Genomic DNA, 22783 nt, shown 5'->3' with positions numbered 1-22783 from the left:
GTCAGTCCTCCACCAGCGTGGTGCGCGTCAGCGCGCAGAAGCGGTTGCCGCTGGCCAGCAGCAGGTCCACGCCGAGCGGGAAGCCGGCGTTGTTGGCACGCCAGCTGGCGCGGAAGTCCGCGGGCAGGCCAGCCACGCGCAGCGCCTGCGTGGTCTCGATGCCGGGCCCGCGCAGCGTGAGGGTGTCGCCGTCGGTGAGCGAGGCGACTTCCACCAGCAGCGTGGCCGAGCGGTCCGGGAAAGCCGGGTCGCCTTGCGCGCAGTCCGCCAGTGCCGGCATGGCATGTCCGGCGGGCACGCATACGAAGGCCGCGGCGCGAACATCGTCGGTCAGCGGGCAACCGCAGTGAAAGCGCAGGAAAGCGCGCGCCGCCGCCGGCACGCCGGCGGGCAGCCAGACCGGGGTATCGGGATCGGCCAGCGTCAGCAGCAGCGCGGCCAGCGCGGGCGACAAGCCGTCGGGCAGGCCGCTGGTCACGGGCAGCATGTGCAGCCGGCCCGGATGGGCAAACGCCTGCAGCGCGGCGCGGAACGCCTGCTGGGCGTCGTCGACCGGGTTGTTGAAACCCGGCAGCAGCGAGGCGGCAGGCGCGGACAGGATCGGTTGGGTGGCAGTCATTTCAGTCCTCTCCCCGGACCATGGTGAAGAACTCGACGCGGGTCTGGGCGGCGGTGGCCGCTGCGCGCGCGGCGCGCTCGGCCTGTGCGCTGGCCAGCGGCGCGAGCACGAGGTCCTGCACACGCTGGTGCCAGGCCGGGCGCTGCAGCAGCGCGTCCAGCACCGCTGCCTGTTCGGCATGGCTGGCGTTGCGGCCCTGGATATAGGCCACGCCCGCGGTGGCGCCGGCAGCGCCGTCATCCAGCACGACCGCGCAGCGCGTGACCGTGATTTCCCCGAGGTTGAACTGGGCGCCGGTGCCGCCCGCGCGGGCCCGCACCATGGCCATGCCGGACTCCGGCTTGCGCAGCAGCCGGTAGGCCGGCAGGCCCTGCGCCTGGCCGAGCCGTTGGTAGGCGCCGTCGAGCGCGTCGGTGGGCGCTGTCGCCAGGATCCGGAGCCAGGCGGCGCGGGCAGCATGGCCCTGCGCAGTTTCGCTTTGCATCATCACCCCTATACGTCTATACGTTTAGATGTCACTGCTGGAACAGGCAGCTACTAGACCACATGCAGATGAACGTTTCATGACGGGGCAGGGCATCGCTCGGGCACCGGCGCCTCGGGGCGCCAACTGAGGCACAATCGCATGCCATTGGTGAACGCTTGATGACAAGAGGCAGCGCAAGATGTCTGATCGAGAAGTGGAACGGGGTTCGGGCGTGGCCGTCTGGCGCCAGATTGGCGAGGCGCTGGCGGACGATATCCGCAAGAAGCTGTACCTGCCCGGCGAACAGCTGCCCCCGGAGCCGGAGCTGGCCACGCGCTTTGCCGTGAACCGCCACACCATCCGCCGCGCCATGGGCGAGCTGGAGCTGAGCGGGCTGGTGCGGATCGAGCAGGGCCGCGGCACCTTCGTGCAGGAGCATGCGATCGACTATGCGATCGGACGCCGCACGCGGTTCTCGCAGAACCTGGCCGCGCAGGGCATGCGCGGGCACACCGAGATCATCGACAGCCAGGTGGTGCGCGCACCGGAGGTGGCCAGGCAGCTTGGGCTGACGCGCACGGCCGAGATCCTGCATGTGAAGATGATCGGCAAGGCTGAGGACCGCACCATCGACGTCGCCGAGCATTATTTCGATCTCAAGCGTTTCCCGGGGATTGACGAGGTGCTGCGCGCCAAACAATCCGTGTCGCGCGCGCTGGCGCATTTCGGCATTGGGGACTACACGCGCAAGTGGTCGCGCATCACGGCGGCCATGCCCAGCGCGCCGGTGGCGCGGCTGCTGAACCAGCCGAAAACACGCCCGGTGCTGCAGGTGGAGGCGCTGAATGTCGATATCGACGGGGCGCCGGTGCAGTACAGCGTGGTGCGGTTTGCGGGCGACTGGGTGCAACTGACGGTGTCCGACAATGACTGAGGCGGGGGTGCCGCGGCATTGGTCTAGACATCCGGCTGTCATCTGCCTGCGCTAACGTGTCTGCGGTCAACACCACAAAACCAGCACAGTCGCCGCCGCCGGGCGTTGGACGCCACTGGTAACCTTGTCGTATGACCTTGCCAGCCCACCGTTACGCCATCTATCTGGCACCATCCGAGCCCTTCCGTACCTTCGGCAGCCAGTGGCTGGGCCGCGACGCCGATACCGGCGCCAGGCTGCCCGCCCCTGAAGGCGTGGCGCCACCGCCTTCAGACTGGGTCAGGGCCCCGGCCCTCTACGGCCTGCACGCCACGCTGAAGCCGCCATTCCAGCTTGCGCAGGGCACCGACGGGCCAATGCTCGATGCCACCGCCCGTGACTTCGTGCGTGGCCTGGCGCCGTTCAGCGCGCCGCTGGCGCTGCGCGCGCTGCGCGGCTTTGTCGCCTGGGTCCTGGCCGATGGCTGTTCGCCGCCGATGCACGCGCTGGCCGATGCCTGCGTGCTGGCATTTGAGCGCTTTCGCGCACCGCCCTCCGCGGACGAGGTCGCCAGGCGCAAGCCGGACCAGTTGACCGACGAAGAGCGCCGCATGCTCGATGCCTGGGGCTACCCCTATGTGTTCGGGACGTTCGTTTTCCATATCACGCTGACCGGCATGCTCGACGCCGCCGGCCAGCGCGCCGCGATCGAGCGCCTGGCGGCCGCGAGCGGCAAGCTGCCGCAGACGCCCCTTCATGTGGGCGGCATCAGCGTGTTCGTGCAGCCGGCACCAGGCCAAGACTTTATCGTTGCGCGCCACTACGGCTTCAACGGCAGCACCACCGACGGCGCCGGCGCGGCGTACCTGGACGCATGAACGCACCCACCGCGGCCGACGGACACGGCCTGTTCTACCTGATGGGGCCGTCCGGCAGCGGCAAGGACTCGCTGCTGCGCGCGCTGCGCGAGCGTCTCCGGGCGGAGGACCGCATTGTCATCGCGCATCGCTACATTACCCGTGAGGCCGATGCCAACGAGGCTTCGGTTGCGCTGACCCGCGATGAATTCCGGCGCCGCCAGGCGCTCGGCTGCCTGGCGCTGGACTGGCACAGCCACGGGTTGCACTACGGCATCGGCATCGAGATCGAGCAGTGGCTGGCCAGGGGCCTGACCGTGATCGTCAATGGCTCGCGCGAGTACCTGCCGCAGGCCGTGGCGCGCTACCCGAAGCTGTGCGCCGTGCATGTGCGCGTGCGGCCGGAGGTGCTGGCCACGCGGCTGCGCCAGCGTGGCCGCGAGTCGGAAGAAGCGATTGCCGGACGCCTGGCGCGCGCGGCGCAGGCGTTCCCCGTGCCGGCAGGGTGCCGGCTGGTCGAATTCGACAATAGCGGGGCGCTGGAAACTGCTGCGGAGTCGTTCGCGCGGCTGGTCGGCGCGACCCGCGACAGCGCAATATATGGCTAGCATAGCTGATGTAGTTGATATATTATTCCAAAAAATAAAATAAATTAGGCTAACAAAGCTATTGTTCCGAGAAGAACAATAACCTTGCCTCCTGTTGTCGCGTGAACCAACAATGAACCGCCCCGGGGTCTGCCGGGGCTACCAAAAACAACCTGGTTCACGAAGGAGACTCAATGCAACAAGCTACTCGCTCCAGCTTCGCTCCTGGAGAAATACGAAGGCGCTGTCTTTCTGCCACTCTATTCGGCCTCAGTCACCGTGGATGGGGGCGAGACGGGACGTGGGCGCTCGTCGGGGCACGCTTATTCGCCCGACGGCGCGTTGGACGTGCAGCTTCGCATGCCGGTGGAAATGGGGGGCAAGGGTGGTGGCACCAACCCTGAACAGCTGTTTGCCGCAGGCTTTGCGGCCTGCTTCCATGGTTCGCTGGTGCTGGCCGCCACCAGGCAGCGCCTGCGCCTGCCTGCGGACCTCGGGCTGGTTGCCACGGCGACGATCGGGCGCGACCCTGAGGATGGGCTGTTCGCGCTGAAGCTGAGTGTCGACGTCTCGCTGCCGGGCATGGCCCGGGCCGAGGCCGAGACCCTGATCGCCGAGGCCGAGATCATCTGCCCGTATGCAAAGATGGCGCGCAAGGGCGTGGAGCAGAGCATCCGCCTGGTGGCCGGCTAAGCCTGGTCCCGTGCCGAAGCTGAGCCTTCGGCACGGCCTTGGCATCACAGTTCGATGCTGAAGCTGATGCCGTGCTCGGTGAAGCCCAGCTGGCGATAGAACTGGTGGGCCTGCAGGCGCCTTGCGTTGGACGACAGCGCCAGCTTGGCCGCACCGGCCTCGCGTGCCAGGCGCATCGCTTCGCGCATCATTGCCTTGCCGATGCCCATGCCGCGCGCGGACGGCGCCACCACCACGGCTTCGACAATCGCCTCGGGCCGCCCGTCGTGGACCATCACGGGAAATACCAGCAGGCTGAAGGTGCCGACAGGCACCTCGTCCTCGTCTACCATCATGTAGCAGCGGTAGTCCGGATAGCGGCGCATGGTGGCGTAGCGCTCGCGCATGGTGGCCAGCGGCAGCGGCGGTTCGTCGTCCATCGCGGCCAGCAGCGCGGACAGGTGCCGTAGTTCCGCGTCGGAACCACGCACTTCGCGCAGCGCCAGGACGGCTTCGGTCATGGCGTTCATGCCATGGTCGGCAAACAGCGTTTCGATGCGGGAAAGGGTCAGCATGGTGTCAGACCAGTACCTTACGGATCTGGGCAGAGAGGATGTCGATGGCAGAGACGAACAGGATGATGATGATCATCACCGCACAGGTCTCCCCATACTGGAAGCTGCGGATGATCTCCCACAGCACGGTGCCGATGCCGCCGGCGCCGACGATGCCGACCACCGAGGCCGAGCGAACGTTGGACTCGAAGCGGTACAGCGCGAACGACAGCCACAGCGGCAGCACCTGCGGAATCACGCCATAGACGATCTCCTCGATCGGGCCGGCGCCGGTGGCGCGCACGCCTTCAACCGGGCGCGGGTCGATGGCCTCAACGGCTTCGGCGAACAGCTTGGCCAGCACGCCGGTGGTGTGGATCCAGATCGCCAGCACGCCCGCAAACGGGCCCAGGCCGACGGCCACGATAAACAGCATGGCAAACACCATCTCATTGATGGCGCGGCACGCGTCCATGATGCGGCGCGCGGGCTGGTAGGCCCACGCGGGCACGATGTTAGCCGAGCACAGCAGCCCCAGCGGCACCGCCATCACCACGGCCAGGGCAGTGCCCCACAGCGCGATCTGCACGGTGACTAGCATCTCGTCCAGGTAGTGCTGCCAGTCGCGGAAGTCGGGCGGGAAGAAGTCGGCGGCAAACTTTGCCATATTGTCCGAGTCGCGCAGCAGGTCCAGCGGGCGCATGTCGGCGCCTTGCCAGGACAGGGCAAGCATGGCCAGCAGGACCGCCCAGGTCAGCATCACGGCAAGAGAGGTGCGCGGCGGGCGCACGTTGCTTTGGGGCGTGGGAGGCAGGCCGGGCCTGGCGGTGACAGTCATGGGGCGATCCGGAATCAAGCGGGGGAAAAAAAATCGATGCGGGGCCGGCGGCGGCGTGCGCCATCGGCCCCGGCGGTGCGTGCTTATTGCGTGCTGGTGGCGTGGCCGGCGGCCTTGTCCAGCTCAGCCAGGCGGCGGCTCACCTCGGCCAGGCGCTTTTCCTTGTCGGCGGCGGCCAGGGTGGTGTCCGATTCGATCTTGGCCTTCTCGCGGGCCAGCTCGATCTGGCGGATCGGCACCAGCTGCGCATCGCTGGCGGTGCGGAAGCCCTGGTAGGTCAGCGTGGCCAGCACCTGCTTTTCACGCGCCGCGTCGGCACCCTTGCCGTAGTTGACGAAGAAGGCCTGGATCTTCTTCTTCGTTTCCGGCGGCAGGTCCCTGCGGTAGACCATCGGGTCGGCCGGGATCAGCGGCGACTTCCACAGCACGCGCACCTGGTCATAGGCGTTCTTGCCCGTGTTGATGCGATAGCGCTCCATGTTCTCGGTGTTGTTCACCGCCACGTCGACCTGCTTGTTCAGCACCGACAGCAGGTTGGTCTCGTGGTTGCCGATGCGCACGGCCTTGAACAGCGTCTTCGGCTCGACCTTGTTGGCGGTCCACAGGTAGAAGCCCGGCACCGCCGAGCCCGAGGTGGAGTTGGGGTCGCCGGCGCCGTAGCTGAGATCCTTGCCGCGCTTGATGACGTCCTCGACGCTCTTCAGGTCGCTGTCCTTGTTGACGATCAGCAGCGACCAGTAGCCCGGGTTGCCGTCCTTGTCGATCACCGAGGCAAAGACCTCGCCGCTGGCGCGGTCCACGGCCTCCATGGCCGACTTGTTGCCGAACCAGGCGATCTGCACCTTGTTGAAGCGCATGCCTTCGATGATGCCGGCATAGTCGGACGCAAAGAACGGCTTGACCTGAACGCCCAGCGTCTTGCTGAGATCGTCGATCAGCGGCTGCCAGGCGGACTTCAGGTTCGACGACGATTCGGTCGAGATAAAGCCGATGCTCAGGCTCTTGGCATCCTGCGCGAAAGCGGGCAGGGCGACCACGCCCGAGGCCACGACGGCGAGAAAGGTTCTGCGAAGCATGGACAACTCCGGTGGGAAGCGGTTATGGGGTAAAGCGGTTGGTGGATTGGCGGCAGTTCAGGCGGCCGCCAGGTGCATCGTGACCATCGCCGGTGCCGGCATGGCCGTGGTGGATTCATCTTCTTCCGGCACGGAATCGAGCAGCAACTCGTCGGCTTCCGTGCCGTAGAGATCGCGCAGCATGCCGGGCGTGAGCGCCGCGGAGGGGCCGTCATAGACCACCTTGCCGTGCCGCAGCGCCACCACCCGGGGGCAGTAGCGCATGGCCACGTCAACCTGGTGCAGCGACACCAGCACCGCGACCTTGCGCGTGCGGTTGATCTGCCTGAGCAGCGACATCACCCGGCGCGAGGATTCCGGGTCGAGCGAGGCGATCGGCTCGTCGGCCAGGATCACCTTTGCGTTCTGCACCAGCGTGCGGGCGATGGCCGCGCGCTGCTGCTGCCCGCCCGACAGCGTCGAGGCCCTTTGAAACGCATAGTCGTCTATACCAACTTGTGCAAGCGCATCGAGCCCGCTCTGGACTTCATCGGCCTTGAAGATACGCAGCAGGCTGCGCCACTTGGGTACCCGCGCCAGCATGCCGACCAGCACGTTGGTGATGACCGGAAGACGGCCCACCAGGTTGAACTGCTGGAACACAAAACCGATCTCGCCCCGCACCTTGCGCACATTGCCGGCCAGGCGGCCGTTGCGCTGCACGTGGCGGCCATTGACGAGGATTTCGCCAGCGCCGGCATCGCCGGTGACAAAGCCCGCCACGTGGCGCAGCAGCGTGGACTTGCCCGATCCCGATGCGCCCAGCAGGGCGACCATCTCGCCTGGCGCGATCTGCAGCGTGACATCGTCAAGCGCCTTGCGGTCCGCGCGGAACGATTTGGAAAGCCCGCGGACTTCAATTGCGTGCGTCATGGCGACTCCCTGACTTGAATGACCTGCGCATTCTGGCCGGGGTGGATGACAGAACGATGACTTGGGATGCGATCCGGACCGAAGATGATGCTGGCGTGAACCAAGCGGCGTTTGCGCAAGCTGTAGAGTCTCGTATATTTCCCTGCTTCGGGCGGATTTCCGGTTGCGTCATGCCAGCGCACTCACGCTTCGATTGCATGCATCCGCCCCGAATCCTGGTTACGACGTCCAAGACTGTCTGATATGAAAAAGCTTTTCACGAAACGAATGTGGGCCTTTGCCGCCGCGGCCCTGCTTTGCGGCACCAGTGCCCACGCTGCCGACCGTGTCGGTCAGGCGGGGCTCGAGCGCGCCGTGAACGAGGCCATCCGCCCCCTCATGAAGGCGCACAACGTGCCGGGCATGGCCGTGGCGGTCACCGCCGGTGGCAAGCAGTACTACTTCAACTACGGCGTCGCCGCGAAGGAGGGCGGACGCAAGGTCGACGGCGACACGCTGTTCGAGATCGGCTCGGTCAGCAAGACCTTCACCGCCACGCTCGCCGCCTACGCGCAGGCCAGCGGCGCCTTGTCCCTCACCGACAACGCAGCCAGGTACTTGCCCCAGCTTGCCGGCAGCAGCCTGGGCAAGACCAGCCTGCTGGATCTCGGCACGTATGCGGCGGGCGGGCTGCCGCTGCAGTTTCCCGATGCCGTCACCGATACGGACAAGATGGTCGATTACTTCAGGAACTGGCATCCCAGGTATGCGGCCGGTACCCACCGGCAATACTCGAATCCCAGCATCGGCCTGTTCGGCTACCTGGCCGCCAGGAGCATGGGCCAGCCGTTCGATGCACTGATGGAGAAAACCCTGTTCCCGGCGCTGGGACTGCGCAGCACCTACATCACGGTGCCGAAGGCGCGCATGGGCGACTACGCCTATGGCTATGCGAAGGACGGCAAGCCGGTCCGCGTGACCCCCGGCGTGCTGGATGCCGAAGCCTACGGCGTGAAGACCACGTCGGCCGACATGATCCGCTTTGTCGAAGCCAACATGAACAGCGCCGGGCTGGATGCCAGGCTGCAGCAAGCGATCGCCGGCACCCACACCGGATACGTCAAGGTCGACGACATGGTGCAAGGGCTGGCCTGGGAGATGTATGCCTGGCCCGCGAAGCTCGACAGCGTACTGGCCGGCAGCTCGCCGCAGGTGGTGCTCGAGGCCAACCCGGTGACCAGGCTGGAACCGCCCCTATCGGCTCCCGCCAGCATGCTGGTCAACAAGACCGGCTCGACCAATGGCTTTGGCGCCTATGTCGTCTATGTGCCGGCGCAGCGCATCGGGGTCGTGATGCTGGCGAACAGGAACTTCCCGGTCACGGAGAGGGTGAAGGCGGCATTCAGGATACTGGCGGCGCTGGAGCAGGCGCCTGGCGGCGGCCGCGCTGCGGCGTCCATGTGACGACGATGTTCAAGCCGCGCAGCCAGGTCAGTCGAGAGGCTTGACGCGCCGGAATGCGCCAAGGAGCGCGAGGTCATAGGCAATCTTGAGCACGCCGCAGGCAACCAGCGGCGTGCCGACCCAGCCGACGGCCAACAGCGCGCCAGCGAGCGTCGGACTGATTGCGGCAGCCAGGCTTCTGGGCACGGCGGTCAGGCTTGCAGCCGCCGGCCGTTCCGGCGGCGTCACAACGGCCATCACATAGGCGGTCCGGGTCGGCACATCCATCTGCGACAGCGCGCTGCGTACTAACAACAGCCCCAGCGTCACTGCCAGGGAGGGGGAGAGCGCGGCTGCGATCAGGCAGACGCTGGATGGAATATGGGTGAACACCATCGTATTCAGCAACCCGAACTTGCGAGCCAGCGGTGCGGCAACGAGTTGCGAGCCCGCGCTGAGCAGCCCGGCACAGAAGAAGAACTGGCCAGCGGCGCCAACGGAAAGACCGAAGCGCTGGATTAACCAGAGCGCCAGCAGGGAATTCACCACCAGGCCGCCGGCAAATGCATCGACGCTGAAGAGCAGGGCAAGGCGGGTAACGATCCGGCGGGACGGGCCCAGCGGGACTCTCGTGGAAGCCAGGTGCGGCTGAGGGTCCGGCATGCGGGCATAGAGGAACCAGAGCGCGGCACCGGTCAGCGCATAGACCACGAACATGGCTCGCAGGGCGCCAAGGACAGGGATGCCGAATTGCACCGCGAGCCAGTCCGGCAGCGCCGCCGCCAGCGCGCCAATGGCGGCGCAGAGGGCTCCGGTCAGACTGTAGCGGGCGAACAGCGCCGTGCGGGCATCGGCGGCAGCCGCATCGGCAAGGCCAGCGTGCTCCAGGGGCAGGAAGACGCTGACGTCTCCGGCGCTGGGATTGAGCGTGCCAATGAATGCGACGAGCAGCAGCGGCCAAAGGGAAGACAGCCCGGCGAATCCTATCCCGGTCGCGGCCATCAATGCGGCCGCCGCCACCAGCAGGCGGCGCTGCGGATAGCGGTGCCCGATGACGCCCACCAGAATGGTCGCCAGTGCCGAGCCGATCAGGGTGGCACTGCTGACCAGTCCCACTGCCAGTTGCGCGAAGCCGAGAGCCAGCAGGTACGCCGGCAACAAAACGGCGATGAACCCGTCACAGAAACCGCGCAGCGCACGGCCAACGAGCAGCGGCAAAGCACTGGGGTGGACGCCGTCAGGCAATGCCAGGCGCGCAAGCCAGCCCCCATTGTCTGTCATAGCGGCACCCTCGGTCCACGCATCGTCAAGGCGCTTATACGGGCACTATCGGTGGCCATCGCTGCGTATCCCCTGGGCAATACGGCTTCAGTGATGCAGGAGTGGAAAGACGGCCAGGCCGATCAGCGCCGCCCCCGCAACGTATATCACCAGTTGCCAGAGGGTATAGACCGGGCGCTCCTCCGTCATGGCAGGCCGGGCGCCAATCTGCTGGCGATCGTTCATACCTTTTCCTTGTTTGGGTAGCTTAGCGTTGACGGTTGCCTGAAAAGTGGGTGTAGAGCGAATCCAGCACCAGGCCGATCTCCGTCAGCAGTGCATCGTCGTCGGGCAGGCGCTCGCGGGCGCCTGCAAGCACGGCTTCGAATCCGCTGGCTTCCGGCACTGCCGGGCCGCCGATATCCAGCGCGTGGACCATTGCACCCAGGCGGCCCAGACCCCGGTTGTCGTCTCGTAGGTGCGCCCGTGCCGTTTCAGCAAGCGGTTGAGCTCTGTTTCGTCCAGCCCGGAAAGAGACTTGCGTGCGTCGGACAACGCGGCCAGCAACTCGGCATAGTCGGCACTGCGATCGAACAGTGCGCGAAAGGCCGCGGCCTCGTTACCCACCGCCCGCACACTGAGCAGCCAGGCCTGGCCGTCTTCTCGCGTGGTTTCGTCGGCCAGTTCGCGCAGTTGGGCGACTTGCTCCTCGCCGGCGGGTAAAAGGTAGGCGCCGTCGCGCAAGGCACCGCAGCCAAGCGCCTTGAGCGCGCGCCAGATCCGCATCCGCGCAGTAGCGCCGGACGTTGGCAGGCTGACGATCAGCAGGACCCAGGAATCGGAAAGGGCAGGCATGCAGGCATCTTAGATCTCCATAGACTGCTCTTCAATACTGTAGAGATCTCTACAAATTTAGAAGTCGATGGAATAGCCCACGCCTCCCGTGTGTTTACGCAGGTAATCCCCAAGCCACGCGAACGCCCGGCCGGGAAAAAAGGAGACCCTGCGATGAATTGGAGAACCTCACGCAACAGCGTCGGCACCGTGGCACGCCTTGTGCCGGCGCTGTTCCTATTTGCTGCAAGCTTTACCGCGCCAGCCCAGGATGCCCACCAGCATCCCGGAAATGCCCCGACTCAGGCACCGCCCCGGTTTGTCGCCAGCACCGCAAAGCCATTCGCCGGCCTGATGGATGACGCCATGGCCGTGATGCATCACGGCATGACGCAGGCGCCCATGAACGGCGTCCCGGACCACGACTTTGTGACCATGATGATCCCGCACCACCAGGGCGCGATCGACATGGCCAAGGCGCTGCTGCTGTATGGCAAGGATCCGGAGCTGCGCAATCTCGCCCAGGGCATCATCACCGAGCAGCAGAACGAGATCCGGCTGATGCAGGCGTGGCTGCAGCGCCACCAGTCCCAGCCGTCCGACCCCACAAATCCTCGCTAGCGGGCCAGTTCCTGCCCCCCACGCCACCTGCATCGAGCCTCAAACAGCCATGAAGAAACCTCTCGTTATCCTCGCCATCTCAGTAGGCACGCAACTCGCCTTCGCCGCGCCGCAGCCCCAGGATCGCGTGTACACCGCGGATCAGAACACCAACACGGTGTCGGTGATCAACCCCGTCAGCAACACATTACTTGGCCAGATCCGGCTTGGCAACACACGGCCGGACGTGCTGTCGCCGCTCTACAAGGGCGAACTCAATGTCCATGGCCTGGGGTTCTCGCCCGACCACCGGACCCTGATCGCGATCTCCAACGGCTCCAACTCCGTCGCGTTCATCGATACCGCGACCAACAAGGTCAAGGGTATTGCCTATATCGGCCGCTCTCCGCATGAGGGCTTCTTTACCGCGGATGGGAAAGAGGTATGGGTGGTGGTGCGCGGCGAGGACTACATCTCGGTCATCAACCCCACCACGTTCCGCGAAACCCGCCGCATCCCGACGACGGCGGGGCCGGGCATGGTGCTGTTCCATCCGGCGGGAAAGCTCGCCTTCGTGGTGTCCAGCTTCAACCCCGTGGTGGATATTATCGACGTCAGGGCCCACAAGGTGGTCAAGCGGCTGGATGTGGTCAGCCCGTTCTCCCCGTTCCTGCAGTTCACGCCTGACTTCAGGGAAGTCTGGATGACGCACAAGGACGTGGGCAAGGTCACGCGTATCGACACCGAGAAGCTGGAAGTGAAGGGCGTCTTCGATACCGGCTTTATTACCAACCACCTGGCCTTTGCCAGGACGGCCAGCGGCACGCTCGCCTACGTGACGGTGGGCGGCGAGAACGTGGTGAAGGTCTTCACCACCGACGCCACGCCCCGGCTGGTCGCCACCATTCCGGTCGGCGCGCTGCCGCACGGCATCTGGACTGCCGACGACGGCTCACGCGTGTTTGTCGGATTGGAGAATGGCGACGCGGTGGATGTGATCGACACCGCCACCAACCAGGTCATGGCGCGCGTGCCGGTCGGGCAGGCACCTCAGGCATTGGTCTATGTCCGGAACGCAGTGCCGAGCGGCAGCGGGACTGACAACCTCGTGCAGAGAGCGAACAGCGAGCCGGTCAACATCGCGCTCAAGCCAGTCGGCGGCGACGCCAAAGGCTTTGTCGTGGCGCGCAACCTGGGGGTTGTCGACGCGTTGGAAGTGTCCTTGTTCAAGCTGAAGCCGGAGACTACCTATAGCGTCTATGTGGGCGCGCAACGAGCGCCGGTGGCAAGCTTCAAGACCAATCCGGCCGGCATGGCCAACGGCACGGCGATCGGGCCGATGCGGGAGGTCGTGTCGACGCTGTCGACAAAGACGGCATCACCCGCGCAGATGGTCGTGATGGAGGGGGATGCGCCGGCGGACCCGGCCAGGGCGGTGTTGGTCAGCGTGCCGTAACGCTGACCAGGTTGCGGCGACCCTGCCGCTCAGAGGGCAGGGCCGTTCAGGGCACATTGCTCTGCGTAAAATCAAACGGCTTGCCAGGCACCGCATAGGTGCCGCCAAACTCAAACAACTCGTTCCCTGACTTGCCGATGCCAATATGCAGCGGCGTATTGCCGCCTTGCAAGGCAATCGGCGCGTAGCGGTAGTTCATCACCTGCTTGCCGGTGTAATCCGTAATGGTAATCACACTGGTCAGCAGGGGGTTCTGCTGGGTTTCGTCGACGGTAATGGGATCGACGATGCGGGAGTCCTGAAGCGTTTTCTCGATGGTCAGGCTCACCATATCCACAAGCTGGATCTGCTGCGCGCCGCGGGATACCACCCAAAGCCTGGTGTTCGAGTTGCCAAGCCCCACGATCACATGATGGGTCATGCTGGTGGGATTCTTGCCGACCTGGAGGCTCTTCATCTCCTTGATCAGGTTGGGGTCCATGTTGCGCCCGGACTGCACGCCTGCCACGGAGAACGCCCGGATCTTCCCGTCCTCGGTCGCGACCCAGGCGCGGCCGGGATTCGGCAGGATCGAAACCTTCACCACCGTCGGCTTCTCAGGCAGGTTCATCGACTTGATAACGGTCGGCGCATAATTCTCGACGGCAAAAGCCGGAGGCCACTGCGTATCGCCCAGGCCAGTATTCGCAAGGGTCGATCGCAGCGAAGCATTGCTGCCTTCAAAATAGGCGTTGTTGACCTTGTCGAAGAGGGGTTTCAGGTTCAGGAATATGACCTTCTTCTCGGATTTTGAAATCACCGCCGCAACGCCGGCCCGGGAGACCAGTTTCCCGTTGATGCCAGCGCGCGTGAAGCTTTTCTGATTGATGCTGTTGGTGCCCGGGTTCACCTCCGTCATGGTCAGGCTGGCGCCTCGGTTCCCGACCGGGTCAATCAGCCATCCTTGCGTGCTGTTGTCCTGCATCACGCCAAAATCCGTAACCGCCGAAATGCCCGTTGGCGCCGCCATCTCCGGCAAGTCAATAAAACCCAGAAGCTTGATGAAGATAAAATTGGACATGTTCCTCAGGCCGGGGTACAGGCCCGGCCACGATCCCGCGCTGGGATCGTAGGGCCCGCCGACCTTGCTGCCGTCAGCAAGACTGCCCAGCGCCAGCACTGCCACCTGGCCTTTTAGGGCTTTGGTATCCCAGACAGTCACCAGCGCAAACTCGGAATTGGTCGTAATCGCGATGGCGGTAGGGACCTTGCCCGCCGGCAGCTTCACCGAAGCGGAGTGAGAGGCAGTATTGCTGCCGACCGAAGCAATCAAGCCATTCTGAAAGGCGATCAGTGCCTGGGCGCAATCGTGCTCGCTACAGCGGCCCATGGCAATCGGACGCCTTGGCAATACGCCGCCATTGGCAGCGATATGATTCTTCAACTGAGGGTCGGTCGATACATGGCCGTAAACCCACGGCAACTGGGGTTTCTCGGCAACCGTCCCGGCGCTCAGGTCCAGCGTCAGCAGCGAGGTGACGCCGGGGTCCGATGGCGCATCGGCACGGTATATGACGTCTCCCATATTGCTGCCGAAATCGTTCCTGGAGCAATCCAGGGCGCCTAGCTGGTAAATGATCCTGAGGTTGGTATTCAGTTCGTCCTTGGGGAATTCCTTTTGGTAGCAAACGTTCCCATGGGGATAGAAGGTCTTGTCGCCGGGCTGCCAGTAGGTGGGCGCCGCCACTGGTTTCGCGTTTGCCGGGCCATAACGATAGGCGATAGCTTCTTCGCTGCTGTAGTCGGAAGCAATGGCGACATAGGCTTCCGGCACCAGTTTCCCGGAGGCATCCAGGATGTCATCGAATCGTGGACGCGGCGCGGGCGGCGCTGGCGCGGCCGAAGCGCTGGGCATTGGCGCGGCTGGCACGGGTGCGCTGCGATCTCCGTCACGATCGCAGGCTGACAGCGCGACGGCGGCGCAGGCGGCGACCAACAGGTGCAGGCCCGGCCGGATGGAAGCATGGCGCGCTGCACGCAGTTGGGTGCCGCCGTGCGTTGGCATGGATGTCCCAGGCATCAGTCTCTAGGTAGCTGGATGGAATGGGCGGCAATGGCACAAGCAACCGCCAGCCTGACTTTCGCAGCTTTTCGAGTGGGGTTAAGTTCGGCAGCCCATATAGCTGTGGCGTCTGCTTGCCTTTTTGCCCTGCGCTCGTCCCAGGCCTTCTGACTGACCGCCTCCTACGTCACTCGTGTTCCGAAGCTTTGAGTCTCACGACATCGACTGATGCCTGCCAACACTCGAGTGCTCTGGTCGCGCCGCATCGATGACACCAACCGCCTGGTCTATGTCGCCGACGATGAAACGCTGCGCATTGTCAGTTGCCGCTACCACTACGGCGACAAGTAAGCAGAGCATTTCGCCACGGTTCTTTACAGGGGTGGCCGCGCCGTCGCGACATCAATCCAGGACGTTTTGATGTGTCGGGCGGCCCGCCAAATTCAGATGTCGGGGCGCGCGCTTTTTCTGCCGCGGTACCGACCCTCACTCCTTCCGATGCGCATCCTTGTCCAGCGCTCGCTCCGCCTCATCACCCGTCGCACCCTTGTAAAAGAGATGCACCCCAATCGCCAGCGAATCATGGCGGATTTCCTGGAGGGCCTTCCATGCCTTGAGCGGGTCGCGGAACACCAGGTAGTGGGTTTCCTGCGCGATCAGTTCGGCTACCTCGTGCAGGCCGTGGCCGTGCAGGGCGCTGACGAGGGCGTCCAGGCTGCGGTGCGTGCGGGCGTCGGTGCGGGGATAAAGCATGTGCAGCACGGCGACCTGCTGCTCGGCGACAAGTGCCGAGAGAGCGACAACGATTTGCTGATGGTTGAGCGCGGTGACGACGTGATCGGGGTTGTCGACATGCTTGGCGAACAGGGCTTCGAGGATGGCACTCACGTTAGGACTCCTTTTTGCTGCTGACTGGGGGCGGTGCGCCAGAAATGGCCATAGCTGCCTGGCTCCGGCTCGCAATTGCCGGGAGGGCCGTGGCCGGAACGCTGGCGGGTCATGGAAATGTAGGCGAGAGGACAGCTAGGGGAAACCCTGATTGGAGCAATGCACTGTTCTGGAAAAACGGAACAATGGGAATTGAACTAACGCGCGTTTGGGCTTCCAGGACCTTCAGTCGATCCAGTTTGGAGGGCATTCTGATCTGGCTGGAAGCGGACATTCTGGTTTGGCCTTTACATCCGGTGTCTAGGCTTTGCTCAAATGTCGCAGGGCCAGCTAGTTCGAAAGGTCGGCACGGGCGTGCGCTTTGTGCGGGAGCGGAGCTTATTTGACGGGATTGCCGTCGGGCGGTGGCGCTGGCCGGACACGGTGGGGCCAGCCCAGGGTGACGCGCGCGGCCTCGCGGCCGGGCGTCTCCCAGCCTCAAGGATAGCTGGTAGCTACCAGCTTAGGATAGAAATCGCTCAGGCCGAGGGCTGCCGTGAATCCGCGACCGTCGCAGAACGACCCTTCGCTGCCGGTCGCCGACACAGAACCCCCGCGGCTTGTTTCGGATACACAGCGGCCATTCGCTGGAGCAGATTCTCCAACTTCTCAGCCTTTGCGGCTAGTCGAGTACCGGCTCCGGCCAGGCGGCGAGACGTCGCATTCATCGAGTGCTTACATTGCAGTCGGGTCAGCGAGTTCCTCTAGGATCATAATTCCATTGCTACGCAGGGAGATGAACGGTCTTGCCTGGCACTCGATCGTCGATGCTTGTGCATACTCCAGAAAGCGCATGCTGGGGTACTAAACGCATCCTGCTTCGAGGTAAGACGGTGCGGGACACCCTTGGAGGCAAGGGCTTTCCCGTCAGACGCATGACCAATCGGGAAACGCCGTCCTTAATCTCATGAACCATCTCGATCACACCAAATTGATAGAGCGAATTCCGACCACGAGTAAACTCTTCAGCAGATAGTCCCGCCTTAGCACAGATATCTTTTCTTCGATAGGTCTTCCGCGGCTGCAACAGTCCCAAGATCCTCTCGGCAGCAACTCTGGTGCTTATTAGCTTGTCTACAGGGTCAGTCGGCATCGCCCAGACAAATGCTTCCTCCCATTTCCTTGCAAGTGCTGGGCGTATACGCCCTTGTTGGGCGGGCACAACGTTCACTGAGGGGGACAACATGTCTGGGAAGCAAGTGGCGCGCAAGGAAAGAAATCGCTGGCGCGTGTTGCACTCGTGCTTCTTTAGCTTGCGCAACGCCTCGCGCTTCAAATTAAGGTCATTGAGCGCATTTGAGACCGAATCACAGGTCAGGAAATATTGGCGCGTCCGCCGTGCCCTTTCATCAGGTGGGGTCAGATTCAAAAGTCCAAGTCGTCGCCCACGCCTGATAGCGTTGACCAGCTCGTATGGGGTCAAAAGTTTTGCAGCCCTCAAGTCCTCAAAGCTGTGCCTGCTTCCGCGCTCCATAAAGTCGACAAGCTTCGTTAGGTTTTCCAAGACCGATCGGCTGGAAGTCTCTTCCTCCAGTGGGCGCAAGTCAATGCCGCCGTCGCCGCATACGGATTGCATCCAATGCGCGACCACATCGATGCTTGGTAAAACGCCGTATTCGGCTTCCAGCGTGTTGGCCTTCCAGCCCATGATGTAATGTTGTACATCTATGGGACAGTCGATTTCCCTCAACCGGTCAATAAATGTGTGACGTAGACGGTGCACGGGCTGGTCTATCTGTTGAGCACGTAGGAAACACCTCAACCCTGAACGGCACTCTCGTCGCCTACCGTCTGCTATGTACCGAGGGAACGCATACTTTTGCCCCGGTGCAGCGGTCTCAATTACCCGCCTCGCCGCCCACAACGCCAAACCGAAAAGCGGAATCACGCGATGGCTGTCTCGTGTCTTCAGGCGCCGCCATGGCCGCTTTCGAATATGCAAGACCGGAATTTCCTCATCGAGCCGGAAGTCGTCAACACCTGCACCACAGATTTCCCAAGTTCTTGCACCAGTGTCCATGAGAATCGCCAGCAACCATCTGATGTCATCGTCAATTTCTCGACAAACATAACGCAGTCGTGAGAGCTTCTCCGGCGCAATGCGCTCAAAGCGCCGAACATCCTTTCCGAAGTCTGGGATCCGCACTCCATTGAAGGGGTTCTGTATCGGAAGATCGTTCTCGCGAATATAGAATCCCGCGACTAGACTGAGTACCCTCGCGAAGCTCCTGACACTGTGGGACTTAAAGCCGAGATCCAACTCGTTCTCCACGAAGCCACGCACATCCTTTGGCATGATCTCCGTAATGCACCGCGATGGTCCAAAGAAAGTTACTGCCTTGAGCAGAACTCTGTCCACGAGATTCATGTAGGTCTGAGTGACGCGTCCTATTTTGTGGCGTCTATAGAATGAGAAGGTCCTTTCAAGGGGAACAACCAGGGGATATCCCTTTGCGTGCTGATGAGTCGGACGGTCGGCTACCACCCTAAATTTCGGAAACGCAACAGTATTTCTCTTCATACGATACCTTCCACGGCATCTTGCCGTCGCAATCGATGCGTACACCACTTCTTTTTGGCACTCTTACATCGATATGCCAAGCCGTCGGCGATCCAATTGACAACTCATCACGCAGATGAATAACTCCTGGGAAGGTTGGTACGGATGCTCGCCTACGGGGATGCGGCAAACGCATCCCCGTGAGCCTGTAAGGCGGCGCAATCGGTGTCGGGGCCATATGTGCCGCCTCAATGCAACCTCGTGCTTTGGCGTAACGGATGCCGCGCCACACGTCGTGCCGTCTTAGTGCGGAATGATCGGCAATCGCAGGCAGGCTGGGATATTCCAACCGCTCAATGAGTCCGAGGGCCGCCGTGGCACATTCCAGATTTGTTCGTTCTTTGCTCCACTTTGGTCTCGCCGGAAGACATGTGGCGGCAATCTCGATGCGCTTCATCCAAGGAATTAGCGCTTGCGGGCTTACCCCGGCGCCATACTGGCGCTCCATACCATGAAGCGCCCATCCAGCAACGCTGGCGCGGATGAAAGCCGGGCTGCCACTCTCTTTAAGTCTCTGTACAAAGGCGCGTCGGATGTCCCCAATCCCACCTTCTACGCCTCTCGCACGAAGCCACTGATAGAGGGCCCTATTGACTGCCGGCTTCACCCTCTCGCCTTCTACGTAACGGGGAAACGCAAGTAATTGATCTTGGTTTGCTGTGTCGATCACTCGCCTCGCTCCCCACAGCGCGCACCCTATGAGAGGAATTTCACGATTACGCGCCGGTGTCCGAAGCTTTCGCCATGGATGAGGTATTATTTTTAGATGTGGCGCATCCGAGTCAAGATGTATGTCCGTGAGCGCGAGTCCGGCAATCTCATGTACATGCGCCCCAGTATCGGAAAGTATGGCTAGCAGCCAGCGAATATCGTCATCGAGATGCAGACACGCTGCCTGGATGCCTGCGAGTCGTGCGTTGCTCAAGGCTGGTCTTTTCGATCTATGCGGCCACGCTTCGCCAGCATGATATGCGTACACTGGGTTATGTCTATCGAGGCCGTACTCCCGTATGTAGCAGGCGATTCCAGCACGGAGCGTGTTCATAACGACCTGAATCCCTCCATGCCGCAATCCCATCCCCGCAAGATGGCTCAAAAATCCTTCTACATGATTACGTCGGATCCTCGTGAAGCAGATGTCGCCGAAATAGCGAACGGCCCGGGAAAAGGATCTTTCAATGATGTCTCTCGTGCCTTGGCAGTGAAATCGGTATCGCGCCGAGAGATATATTTTGAGCACTTCGGAAAGCTTGTAAGGCTGTCGAGGAAGGTCTCGCCAATTTCTGACGAACCGCTCTTGGGAAGGAGCCCGGCGACGAAAGTTCGGGCGATAGCTGCATGTTCCCACGATCTCCTCCTAGGTGGACAGTCGTTTCGATGCGGGCCGCGATAGTAAAAGTAGCAGATGACAGCGACGCCAAGAGAGATTTTTGTCAACGTGGAGTTGCCCTGTGCAACTGCGATGCAATCACAACCCATCTTTGAACAGAAGCGTCCGACGTAGCCTACGAGTAATCTTGCTTTGTCAGTGGTTGGACTCGCCCCGTGAAGGCCCGCTGTCCGATGCAGAGCCGCCACTCGAATGTCCGTGCGACAGCGATGACGAGTGGCGGAAATTGGCCGATAGGCGCCTCTTGAGGAAAAACCAAGGATCCAAGTTGAAGCCGATAGGCCGAGGTCCGAGATCGGCCATAATCTGCCGTTCGCGGCCCCCTCCTAGATTGTCAACAATCGAAGCACAAACGCGTATCGCTTGACAACTCTCCGGCAATGCGTAAAATGACTGACCAGACAGTTATTAAATGAATTTGGAGCGACTTAGCGTGGCCAGACCAAAAAGTGAGGAGAGGCGTCAGGCCATCATCGACAGTGCGATCAGACTGATCGCACGTGAAGGCCTGGGTGCGGCTACGGCCGCCATCGCGAAAGAAGCGGGGGTACCCAATGGCTCCTTGTTCACATACTTTCCAACCAAGATCGACCTGTTCAACGCGCTCTATATGGAGATCAAGGAAGAGCTGATTTCGACTGTTGACGACGGCCTGTCGGACGCAGGGGACGAGCGTGAGCAGTTGCTGCACATATGGGCGAGCTGGACTCGGTGGGGAGCAGCCAATTCCGAGAAGCGACGTGTCCTTGCCCAGCTAAGCGTATCGGACGACGTAACGGAAGCGACCAAAGAAGCTGGATTTACTGCCGCCTATCGGTCCGTCAGCCTGATCCGGCAGGTGGCCCGTCATGGCGCGTTGCGGGATCAGGATCCGGCGTTCGTTGGAGCAGTGGTGGAGTCGCTGGCGAGCACGACGATGGATTGCATGAGTCGGGATCCGAAACATGCCGAACAGGTCTGCACGGCGACATTCGAGTTTCTGTGGAAGGCCTTACGGTAAATTTTTTACCATTTAAATGACTGGCTAGTCACGCATTTAATGAAACAGGAGATTGAAATGTCTAAGGTTTGGCTTATCAGTGGAAGCGGAAGTGGTTTGGGTCGGATCATTGCCGAGACTGCGCTGGCCGCGGGCGACAAGGTCGTCGCGACCGCCCGTAACGTCCGCCAGTTGGACGAGTTGGTGGCCCAGTATGGCGCGAACATCCGGGCGGTCGAACTCGACGTCACAAACGAGTCGCAAGGCCAGGCGGCGGTCGATGCAGCGGTCGAAGCCTTTGGCCGACTTGACGTGCTTGTGAACAATGCAGGTTATGGGGATACCCGTCCGTTTGAGCAGGTTCCCTCGAACGAGTTTCGCCAATTGGTCGAAACCTGCTTTTTCGGAGTTGTGAATCTTACCCGTGCCGCGCTTCCTGTTATGCGGCAGCAGCGCAGCGGATACATCATCCAGATTTCTTCGTTGGGTGGTCGTACGGCGTTCCCAGGCAACGCGGCCTACTTTGCGTCGAAATGGGCCGTCGGTGGCTTCACTGAAGGCCTGGCGCAGGAAACCGCACCTTTTGGGATCAAGGTTACCGCTCTCGAGCCCGGTGGAATGCGTACCAATTGGGGAAAGCGCGCCCACGCAGACAGACCGGCCTTGTTGCCAGATTACGAACCCTCAGTCGGGATAAGCATGAAACAGATGGAAGGCTATTGGGGCAATGAGTCCGGTGATCCTGTCAAAGTCGCACAGGTTGTCCTCAAGATTGCTGACACTGAAACATTACCGCCGCACATTCTGCTCGGAAGCGACGCTTTCCAGTTTGCGCGTCAGGCGGAATTGGCGAGAGCAGCCGATGCGGATCGTTGGCAAGCGGTCAGCGTGTCAACTGACGTCGATGCTGTCGGTCCCATTCCGGCGTTTCCGATGAAATGACTGGGGTGTAATGCGCGGCCAATTATCCTGAGCGGCAGCTTTGAGGGAAAGCCGATGGCTGAAGTGGGTCGCAAGGCGCCATCTACGTAGCGGGCGGATGTGGCGGGTCCTCTGTCGAATCATCGTTCGCTGCGGAAAGAGGGTGGTGATGCATCGCCCGCTCCAGGTCGAGCCGATTCACGAGCCGCTGTCGCTTGACGTTCAGCGGTACCGTTGTAGGCCGCGGGGGCTCGCCATGGAAGGTGCGGGAGGGCGCGCCGAAACGGCGGTTGTCGCGCAGCGACTGCACCTCGGCCGCAATGGCCAGTGCGTGGCCCAAGCGCTTGTTCTCAACGATGGCGCCCTGGTCGACCTCTGGGAACCGGTCGTAGGTGGTGTAGGGCAGGGAAGTGCCATCCGCCCACAGCTCAATCCGCCCGTCCGGATACTCGGCCACCTCGATGTAGCGATGGATCAGGCGGCGGTGTTCTGGAAGATCCTCCAGCAGGTATAGCACCTTGGCGTACTGCAGGGTCAGGCTCTGTGAGACCTTGCGCCACTCCCGCCAGCTTAAGATCCGCGCCAGGTCCTCGTCGCCGCGCAGCGGCCGGTGTGCATCGAAGTCGCTGCGTGGCACCTTGGCGAAGCGCGCGTTGAAATCGGCCATGAAGGCGGACGCAAACGCGTTGGCGGCTGCCAGGCTGGAGATCCCGCGCAGGCGCAACTCCTTGACCAGACGGTCCTGCAGCGTGCCGTTCATGCGTTCCACGCGGCCCTTCTCAAAAGCAGTCAACTACACGTGATCTGACCGGTGGGATGCAATCCTTCCGGGTTACCCATCCCTTCCATCCGCTTTACGGGCGAGAATTCGCGCTGCTCGAATGGCGCAATGCGTGGGG

General features: G+C 62.6%; 21 protein-coding genes and 3 pseudogenes. 10 read left to right on the top strand and 14 right to left on the bottom strand.

Going from position 1 to position 22783, the window contains the following annotated elements; translation table 11 throughout:
* Window position 1 precedes the first annotated feature (1 nt).
* Window positions 2-619, bottom strand: a complete 618-nt coding sequence (gene phnH, locus DN412_RS29975) for a phosphonate C-P lyase system protein PhnH (protein ID WP_115214885.1) — start codon at window positions 617-619, stop codon at window positions 2-4.
* A 1-nt stretch (window position 620) separates the two neighbouring features.
* A complete protein-coding gene (phnG, locus tag DN412_RS29970) occupies window positions 621-1106 on the bottom strand; it encodes a phosphonate C-P lyase system protein PhnG (protein WP_115214884.1) in 486 nt (161 codons plus the stop codon).
* A 178-nt stretch (window positions 1107-1284) separates the two neighbouring features.
* Between phnG and phnF the strand changes: the two genes are divergently transcribed.
* The 4 genes from phnF to DN412_RS29950 all read left to right on the top strand — a co-directional run bounded on the left by phnF (window position 1285) and on the right by DN412_RS29950 (window position 4135).
* Window positions 1285-2019 (top strand): phosphonate metabolism transcriptional regulator PhnF, encoded by a 735-nt coding sequence (gene phnF / locus DN412_RS29965; protein WP_115214883.1) that lies wholly within the window; start codon window positions 1285-1287, stop codon window positions 2017-2019.
* Window positions 2020-2150: 131 nt separating this feature from the next.
* A complete protein-coding gene (locus DN412_RS29960; RefSeq protein ID WP_115214882.1) occupies window positions 2151-2876 on the top strand; it encodes a DUF1045 domain-containing protein in 726 nt (241 codons plus the stop codon).
* Window positions 2873-3463, top strand: coding sequence for a phosphonate metabolism protein/1,5-bisphosphokinase (PRPP-forming) PhnN (gene phnN / locus DN412_RS29955; protein WP_115214881.1), 591 nt, complete (start codon window positions 2873-2875; stop codon window positions 3461-3463). Before DN412_RS29960 ends, phnN begins: the two co-directional genes overlap by 4 nt.
* 204 nt (window positions 3464-3667) lie before the next feature.
* Window positions 3668-4135, top strand: coding sequence for an Ohr family peroxiredoxin (locus DN412_RS29950; protein WP_244222831.1), 468 nt, complete (start codon window positions 3668-3670; stop codon window positions 4133-4135).
* 44 nt (window positions 4136-4179) lie between these two features.
* On the opposite strand, the gene DN412_RS29945 is transcribed toward DN412_RS29950, so the two are convergent.
* From DN412_RS29945 to phnC, 4 genes are all read right to left on the bottom strand, one after another.
* Window positions 4180-4644, bottom strand: a complete 465-nt coding sequence (locus DN412_RS29945) for a GNAT family N-acetyltransferase (RefSeq protein ID WP_423748820.1) — start codon at window positions 4642-4644, stop codon at window positions 4180-4182.
* Between the two features lie 49 nt (window positions 4645-4693).
* Window positions 4694-5506: a phosphonate ABC transporter, permease protein PhnE gene (phnE, locus tag DN412_RS29940; RefSeq protein ID WP_078200097.1), complete on the bottom strand. Its 813-nt coding sequence runs from the start codon at window positions 5504-5506 to the stop codon at window positions 4694-4696.
* Between the two features lie 83 nt (window positions 5507-5589).
* On the bottom strand, window positions 5590-6582 hold the full coding sequence (gene phnD, locus DN412_RS29935; RefSeq protein ID WP_115214879.1) for a phosphonate ABC transporter substrate-binding protein: 993 nt from the start codon (window positions 6580-6582) through the stop codon (window positions 5590-5592).
* A 57-nt stretch (window positions 6583-6639) separates the two neighbouring features.
* The gene (phnC, locus tag DN412_RS29930; protein ID WP_115214878.1) at window positions 6640-7494 is read right to left on the bottom strand and encodes a phosphonate ABC transporter ATP-binding protein; all 855 of its coding nucleotides are present in this window, start codon (window positions 7492-7494) and stop codon (window positions 6640-6642) included.
* 243 nt (window positions 7495-7737) lie between these two features.
* Here phnC and ampC point away from each other — a divergent pair, with 243 nt between their 5' ends.
* Window positions 7738-8937 (top strand): class C beta-lactamase, encoded by a 1200-nt coding sequence (gene ampC, locus DN412_RS29925; RefSeq protein WP_115214877.1) that lies wholly within the window; start codon window positions 7738-7740, stop codon window positions 8935-8937.
* Between the two features lie 27 nt (window positions 8938-8964).
* On the opposite strand, the gene DN412_RS29920 is transcribed toward ampC, so the two are convergent.
* The 3 genes and pseudogenes from DN412_RS29920 to DN412_RS29915 form a co-directional block, all read right to left on the bottom strand.
* Window positions 8965-10197 (bottom strand): MFS transporter, encoded by a 1233-nt coding sequence (locus tag DN412_RS29920; protein ID WP_115214876.1) that lies wholly within the window; start codon window positions 10195-10197, stop codon window positions 8965-8967.
* Between the two features lie 87 nt (window positions 10198-10284).
* Complete coding sequence (locus DN412_RS43550; RefSeq protein ID WP_161564065.1) at window positions 10285-10422, bottom strand: hypothetical protein; 138 nt, start codon at window positions 10420-10422, stop codon at window positions 10285-10287.
* A gap of 22 nt (window positions 10423-10444) precedes the next feature.
* Window positions 10445-11031: pseudogene (locus DN412_RS29915) on the bottom strand (chromate resistance protein ChrB domain-containing protein).
* A 153-nt stretch (window positions 11032-11184) separates the two neighbouring features.
* On the opposite strand from DN412_RS29915, the gene copM reads away from it, so the two are divergent.
* Window positions 11185-11631, top strand: coding sequence for a CopM family metallochaperone (copM, locus tag DN412_RS29910; protein WP_115214875.1), 447 nt, complete (start codon window positions 11185-11187; stop codon window positions 11629-11631).
* A 49-nt stretch (window positions 11632-11680) separates the two neighbouring features.
* Complete coding sequence (locus tag DN412_RS29905) at window positions 11681-13066, top strand: YncE family protein (protein WP_115214874.1); 1386 nt, start codon at window positions 11681-11683, stop codon at window positions 13064-13066.
* 46 nt (window positions 13067-13112) lie between these two features.
* On the opposite strand, the gene DN412_RS29900 is transcribed toward DN412_RS29905, so the two are convergent.
* On the bottom strand, window positions 13113-15110 hold the full coding sequence (locus tag DN412_RS29900; protein ID WP_244222827.1) for a hypothetical protein: 1998 nt from the start codon (window positions 15108-15110) through the stop codon (window positions 13113-13115).
* A 240-nt stretch (window positions 15111-15350) separates the two neighbouring features.
* Between DN412_RS29900 and DN412_RS29895 the strand changes: the two are divergent.
* Window positions 15351-15458, top strand: a pseudogene (locus DN412_RS29895) (type II toxin-antitoxin system YoeB family toxin); the annotation flags it as partial.
* A gap of 135 nt (window positions 15459-15593) precedes the next feature.
* On the opposite strand, the gene DN412_RS29890 reads toward DN412_RS29895, so the two are convergent.
* The 3 genes from DN412_RS29890 to DN412_RS43545 form a co-directional block, all read right to left on the bottom strand.
* Entirely contained in the window at window positions 15594-15995 is a 402-nt protein-coding gene (locus tag DN412_RS29890; protein WP_115214872.1) for a hypothetical protein, read from the bottom strand.
* Between the two features lie 763 nt (window positions 15996-16758).
* A complete protein-coding gene (locus tag DN412_RS29885; RefSeq protein ID WP_161564064.1) occupies window positions 16759-18402 on the bottom strand; it encodes a site-specific integrase in 1644 nt (547 codons plus the stop codon).
* A gap of 118 nt (window positions 18403-18520) precedes the next feature.
* Window positions 18521-19264: a hypothetical protein gene (locus DN412_RS43545; RefSeq protein WP_161564063.1), complete on the bottom strand. Its 744-nt coding sequence runs from the start codon at window positions 19262-19264 to the stop codon at window positions 18521-18523.
* Between the two features lie 1153 nt (window positions 19265-20417).
* Between DN412_RS43545 and DN412_RS29880 the strand changes: the two genes are divergently transcribed.
* Both DN412_RS29880 and DN412_RS29875 read left to right on the top strand, forming a co-directional pair.
* A complete protein-coding gene (locus tag DN412_RS29880) occupies window positions 20418-20984 on the top strand; it encodes a TetR/AcrR family transcriptional regulator (RefSeq protein ID WP_161564062.1) in 567 nt (188 codons plus the stop codon).
* A gap of 57 nt (window positions 20985-21041) precedes the next feature.
* Window positions 21042-21905 (top strand): SDR family NAD(P)-dependent oxidoreductase, encoded by an 864-nt coding sequence (locus DN412_RS29875; RefSeq protein ID WP_115214869.1) that lies wholly within the window; start codon window positions 21042-21044, stop codon window positions 21903-21905.
* A gap of 82 nt (window positions 21906-21987) precedes the next feature.
* On the opposite strand, the pseudogene DN412_RS29870 reads toward DN412_RS29875, so the two are convergent.
* A pseudogene (locus tag DN412_RS29870) lies at window positions 21988-22674 on the bottom strand (transposase family protein); the annotation flags it as partial.
* Window positions 22675-22783 lie beyond the last annotated feature (109 nt).

It is taken from the genome of Cupriavidus lacunae (assembly GCF_003353055.1).
GTDB lineage: Bacteria > Pseudomonadota > Gammaproteobacteria > Burkholderiales > Burkholderiaceae > Cupriavidus > Cupriavidus lacunae.
Note: the sequence above shows the minus strand (reverse complement) of the source record. Positions and strands in the feature narration are given on the sequence as shown.